The sequence below is a fragment of the Robertmurraya sp. genome (assembly GCF_036676585.1).
Taxonomy (GTDB): domain Bacteria; phylum Bacillota; class Bacilli; order Bacillales; family Cytobacillaceae; genus Robertmurraya_A.
Genome location: NZ_JAKFCQ010000078.1, coordinates 1 through 6,232, shown reverse-complemented (window position 1 = coordinate 6,232; position 6,232 = coordinate 1). Strand labels below are relative to the sequence as shown.

The following is a 6,232-nucleotide window of genomic DNA, read 5'->3' as shown; positions in this document are numbered from 1 at the left end:
TCCATTGAAAAGATCTGGTACATTGTACTTAATGATGAGTTGTGTAAGAAAGGAGCAGGACCTGGCTGCGGCACTTGTTCAAAGCTATGATAATATTCACTCCAAATCTTCGTACCCCAAGCGTCATTAAGGTTTTCTATTGTTTCATAGCGGTACTTTAACCACAGATGCCATTGTTCCTTACACGTATGACACATACATTCGCTCACGTGACACTTAAACTCATTATCAATCTGCCATCCAATTACTCCAGGCAAGCTTCCGACTGCTTTTGCTAGATTTTCGGTAATCATAGCGGCTCTTTCTCGAAAATAAGGATGGTTGGTACATGCATGCTGTCTAGAACCATGCCCCATCGCCTTCCCGTCTCGATCCACATACATACGCTCTGGATGATCATGACTGAACCAAATAGGTGGAGTGGGTGTTGGTGTACACATGACGGACTCGATGCCATTTTCATAGAGTCTTTCTATGATTTTCACAAAAAAGCTTAGCTCAAACTTCCCTTCTTCTGGCTCCATAGTTGACCAGGCAAACTCCCCCATTCTAACTACATTAATACCCGCTTGTTTCATTAACTTAATATCTTCTTCGATCGCCTTTTCATCCCAAAGCTCCGGGTAATAAGCTGCTCCATGATATAACTTCTTCCCCATATTTTTCACCTTCTCTTCTTTGTAAGTCTATCAATCTACTCTTTTATAAAAGACATGATCGGCAGTTTTAATTCCTTTATTCCTTCTATTACGAGCTTTCCGACTTCTTTTGCTCCTGACTCACAAAAGTGAGTGTTATCCTGAAGTCCATTCGGATAATTTGGGTGTTCATTTTCATGAAACCAGACAAACAATTTTTTCGAATCTTCCGGACCTAATGATTGATAGAGCTTTTCTGTCTTTTCCCATAAGTTAATCAATTGTACGTCGAGTGTTTTTGCTAATTGAATCATGGAACTTGGATACTCCCCGAGAGTATTTACTAACCGTCCCTGTTCATCAAAATTTCTTCGGTGGACAGAAGTAACGAGAATCGGAATTGCACCTTTTTCTCGTGCACCATTTACATATTCCGTCAAGTTTAACGGATAGCTTGTAAAGGGCTCGGTACCAAAAGATTTCTGATCATTATGTCCGAATTGTATAAACAGGTAATCGTTCGGCTGAATGAACTCAAGTATGATATCTAAATACCCTTGCTCAATAAAGGTATTGGTACTTGCTCCACCCTTCGCAAAATTAAGAACTTTAATATCCTCTGTAAAAAAAGACTGAAACACTTGGCCCCAACCAGCCATTGGTGCCTCATTCCGAGGACAGCTTGCTACGGTCGAATCTCCAGCCAAAAAAAGCCTGATTCGATTAGTTGTTACATCGCTTTTCACATCTTATCCTCCTTACTGAAAAACTTCTCTTCTAGCCTTTTAGCTAATTCATCATCAGATAATGGATTTCGATGGGTATTTTCCAAATAAATATGCTTTTCTGTTTCTGGCATTAAATATTCCTTGTACCATAAAAAGAATTCTGGACTATCCCCATGCATTCGGACAAATTTCCGGGCTGCTTCTAGAGAGTAAATTGTACTTTCTATATTCGTTAACCAGTCCGCGCGATAAAAGTTTTCCCATTTTCCAACTTCGGCACGTTTGAAAGCAAGTTGACCGTTTTTATAAGCCTTCATTGACTGATATAACTGAACAAATGCAAGCGGATATTCCTCCTTAACATATGAAAGATAAGCGTTACATAACGTGATAAATCCTTTACAGCCAGACACATGAAGTTCAACATGTATCATAAATTGGTCATAGAAACGATTTCGGTCTTGCTCTGAAAGCTGATTGGATAATTCATTACATTGTTCTAATAACTGTTCCCACGCATAAACAGCGCTTTCGCATTTTTCTTTAAACCAGCAAACTTGGTCCTTAAAAGGAATCTCTCCAGTTGCCCAGATCAGTCTAGGATGAGGGGTATTCGTTTTTCCTTCTAGCCAATACCCAATGATTTTTCTTGCTGGATGATGATAAAATTCCTCACCTGCTTTGTCATCTAAATGGGGACCATAGGAGATTGTTTTTTCAAAGTAGCTTTTGTAAAGCTGTGAGATTTCTTTCGTATTCGATGTATACAGACGATTCATGAATGTTTGTATATGCTCTTCTAGTTTTACTTGGCCATAGGTCCATATTTCTTTCACTACATCCAATGGGTATAGATGAGGACGAATATTACCGCTATTAACCAGAACATAGGAGTTAGCGCCCGCATGTAAAGCCTTTTCTACTTCTTCCTTAATGAGTTCAGGAGAAGAGGGAAACATAGTCAAATGATTAGACGCCTGAAGATCATGAAACGTAATATGATAGTAAATTCCATGTTCACCGAGATCATCCGCAGTCGGCAAAGCCGGTATTCGGTAGTTTTCATTCCCTTGTCTTCTCGACACCATTTTTCCATAGCCGTTATCAGCCCAAATCTTAATAATTCCCTCCGGCACATCGATGTGTCCTTCTTTATATAACTCCGCAATTTCACCGTATAAAGCCATAGAACAAACAGGCTCCTCTACAGATTCACATAACATGTCGTATTGTCGTCGCACCACTTTAGATATCATCTTACCCCGTTTTTCAGGTGTATCGAATTCCGGATCATACAGCCAAAATGGCGCATCCCCTTGACCCCGAAATGATAACACCCAGACAATTTTGTCCTCTTTCTGATTCTGTATCGCTTCTTCCCATAACGACTCAAATAACGCTGGATGTTCCTTATAGCTTGGTTTTTTACCAGGAAATGCTCTTAAAAACATTTCCGCTCCTAACGGCTCCGCGTGGTGATGGGTTACCCACAATCCCATTTCTGATGCTAATTTCGCATGAATCCCATGCCTCGGAAGGTCGGTACCAGGGATAACCATATTTCCTCCGCATCTTAATAACGCTTCAAAAACGGGATACCATACCTGTTTCGTAGGTGGATATTCCTCCTTCCACCCGATAAGACAAACTTCATCGTTCACAAACCAGCCTCGGTACGTTACTGCTTTTTCTGGGGAATCAAAATCAGTCGTTGGAATATGTATGTTTGTTTTCGGTTTTATCGGAATATCCGCCCAATACCAAAAAGGATCAACCCCTAAGTATTGTTGGCTGTAATGCAGCAACCCATAGATGATTCCTAAATCGTCATAACCAATAATGTGGATTGACCATTTTCCGAGTTGTTCCAGAAACCGAAAACCAAATGCTTCAGGTCTTTGAGGACATTCATCTGCTGTTTCAGCATATCTAATAACCATATCCACTTTTTCTGTGAAAGTTGTTTCAAGTGAAGGTGATTTTCCCAGTACCTTTTCATGGTCCCGGCTAATCATCTCAACTGCATGCCTGACTGCTGTTGAGACGGTTTTGGGGATAGAAATCATTGAATTTCCATCAATCACCACATATGAAGGTTTCATTTCTTTCCTCCTTTATCACACAATCCATGAATCTATTGATTTAAAGAACCTGTGGAAGCTTTCTACTACCACAGGTTTCAATGTTTACAAGTCTTTATTCTCTCTTTTTAGAAGCAGTGATAAAAAGGCTAGTACAAGCCCTTGTCCCCAACCCTGGACTCGCTTATAAGGAACTTCTTTGTAACCGTTAGCATCGAACATAACAGCTGTTCCTGCCGATACTCCCATTACCGAACCGTCCTCTCTGATTTGACCAAGGATTGCCTCAACCGATTTTTGAATATATTTGTTGTATAGCTTCCCTCTTGTTAATAGTGCAGCAGCAATCCCAGCTGATCCTGATGTTTCAAGATAAGAGGTAGGATCGTCTACAATCGTATGCCAAAGTCCTGACTCTGATTGTAAGCGAACCAAAGCACTTAATTGGTCACGTAATGACCCCTGGATAATCATAAAAGACGGATGCTGAACCTCAATCAATTCAAGTGCTCGTGCCATTGTATAGGCTGCCCAACTATTCCCTCTTGCCCAAAAAATCGAGGACATATGATTTTGTGAAATATTGTCCCAGCCATGATAGTATAGGTTTGTCATGTCATCCTGGAGAAATGTTTCATGTCCATGGTATTGCTTTAAACCAAAGTTGAAATAATCCTCTCTATCTAACAGATGGCCAATTCTCAACAGGAAATACCCAGCCATAAACATCGTATCCACCCATGCTTGCTCCGGAAATTGATACTTACTTCCGTTAACGGTATGCTGCAGGACACCATCTGCAAAGCGCTCGGCATCATGGAGTAAATAGTCTGCCATTTGAGTGGCATATTCGATATACTTTTCTTCATTCGTTTCCTTGTGCAAGGTTAATAGAATATGACCAATGGAAGAAGCATTTACGGTCAGTCTTGGAAGACCATCTTCTAACTCGGCATCGACCCAATCCTTGATGTATTGCAAGTACTTCTCCTCACCGGTTACCTCGTATGCTTCTGCTACACCATATAAAGCGACCCCACCTGGCCAATCCCATCCGAAATCCATTTGAAAGGTCCTTCCGACAACGCGGTCAATGGCCTGAGAAACTTTGTTTTGCTCGAGAATTAATTGTGGCATTTTTATCCTCCTTTTGCTGGTTATCTACTTTGTTAAAGAAAGATCTGCGTTATTTCGTAATAAGTCTTCTATCTTGTATGGCTTATTTTCTTTTACCGAACGCCATACCCCTTCACCAACAGCAATGGAATACGCCCCTGCTTCTGCACCTGCTAAAATCGGATATGAGCGCGTTTGATCGACTCCTAAGAACAGATCCTCCAACAAAACTGGATCTCCTCCCCCATGGCCTCCTCCAGTTTGGAGAACATGAATCGTCTCCTTGGCCCCGCCAAATAACGGATAAAACTCAATCGTCTGTTCAGGAACCTCAAACGGAATTCGGCTTGGCTCATGGTATTCAGTGGTTTCAATTCTCCCTTTCGTACCGTTTATCGCTAATCGATAGCCTTCATACGGAAGAGAGAAGTTTACGGAATAACTCAAGAACGCACCTTTGTCATACTTTACAGTCGCCACATATGTATCTTCAATCTCAATAGAATGATCAAAAATACACGAATCCGGACGATAATGCGTATAGTTTTGTGCTGACTTTTCAATGCTATCTGCTTTAATGTGGTCATCTTTCGCATTCACATTATTTCTGCGGTCGGACCAGCGCATATAGTAATGACACAACTGTTTTTCATCGCAAGTACTACAATACCGATGGTCTGTTGTACTTGGATTAAATTCTCCATCTTTGCCAAAATAATGTAAGGCGCCATAGGCAAACACTTCTTCTGGTTTCTGATCAAGCCACCAATTGACTAGGTCAAAATGGTGAGTTGATTTATGAATCGATAATCCACCTGAAAATTCCCGGTTGCGGTTCCATCTTTTAAAGTAGCTGGCACCATGGTATGTATCTATATACCAATTAAGATCAACCGACGTGACTCTTCCAATTTTCCCTTCTATAATCAATTCTTTAATTTTTCGATGGAACGGATTATAACGATAATTGAAGGCGACAATTACTTTCCCTTTGCTCACCTTTTCCGCTTCTATGATTCTTCTAGCATCGTGAGCATTCGTAACCATTGGCTTTTCTGTAATAACAGTTAAGTTTCTCTCTAACCCTTGTAATATATAGTTGATATGGGTATCATCTCTACTCGTAACAATCACCGTATCAGGATTTGTTTCGTCAATCATTTGTTGGAATTGATCGGGATCATAAGTGGGAAGTGCTAATAATTCTGGAAAGCGTTCCTTGCAAAGTTCAATTCTTCGATCATCGGAATCAAGTAATCCTACAATTTGATTTTGCGAACCAAATTGATGAAGGATGGAGTAAACGAACATTCCTAATGCTCGATTACTTAACCCACATACAACAATTTTCTTCATGGTTCTTCCCCCAATTAGTAACCAAAGTTTTTTAATAAAGAATATCTGGACTCAAATCTTACTCGCATGAACTTTCCTGTCCGAATCAGACCTGCTTTCGGACTCAAAACCTACTCGCATGAACTTCCCTGTCCGAATCAAACCCGCTTTCGGACTCAAAACCTACGCGCATGAACTTTCCTGTCCGAATCAAACCCGCTTTCGGACTCAAAACCTACTCGCATGAACTTTCCTGTCCGAATCAGACCCGCTTTCGGACTCAAAACCTACTCGCATGAACTTTCCTGTCCGAATCAGACCCGCTTTCGGACTC

General features: G+C 40.8%; 5 protein-coding genes. All 5 read right to left on the bottom strand.

Annotated elements, in window-relative coordinates:
• The coding region (locus tag ACGLXV_RS11110) for a beta-galactosidase (protein ID WP_391558636.1) at window positions 1-659 on the bottom strand (659 nt) is incomplete at its 3' end.
• 35 nt (window positions 660-694) lie between these two features.
• The gene (locus ACGLXV_RS11105; RefSeq protein WP_391558635.1) at window positions 695-1,384 is read right to left on the bottom strand and encodes a rhamnogalacturonan acetylesterase; all 690 of its coding nucleotides are present in this window, start codon (window positions 1,382-1,384) and stop codon (window positions 695-697) included.
• Entirely contained in the window at window positions 1,381-3,468 is a 2,088-nt protein-coding gene (locus ACGLXV_RS11100; protein ID WP_391558634.1) for a glycosyl hydrolase 115 family protein, read from the bottom strand. Before ACGLXV_RS11100 ends, ACGLXV_RS11105 begins: the two co-directional genes overlap by 4 nt.
• Before the next feature lie 84 nt (window positions 3,469-3,552).
• Window positions 3,553-4,584, bottom strand: coding sequence for a glycoside hydrolase family 88/105 protein (locus ACGLXV_RS11095; protein WP_391558633.1), 1,032 nt, complete (start codon window positions 4,582-4,584; stop codon window positions 3,553-3,555).
• A gap of 24 nt (window positions 4,585-4,608) precedes the next feature.
• On the bottom strand, window positions 4,609-5,919 hold the full coding sequence (locus ACGLXV_RS11090) for a Gfo/Idh/MocA family protein (RefSeq protein ID WP_391558632.1): 1,311 nt from the start codon (window positions 5,917-5,919) through the stop codon (window positions 4,609-4,611).
• Window positions 5,920-6,232 lie beyond the last annotated feature (313 nt).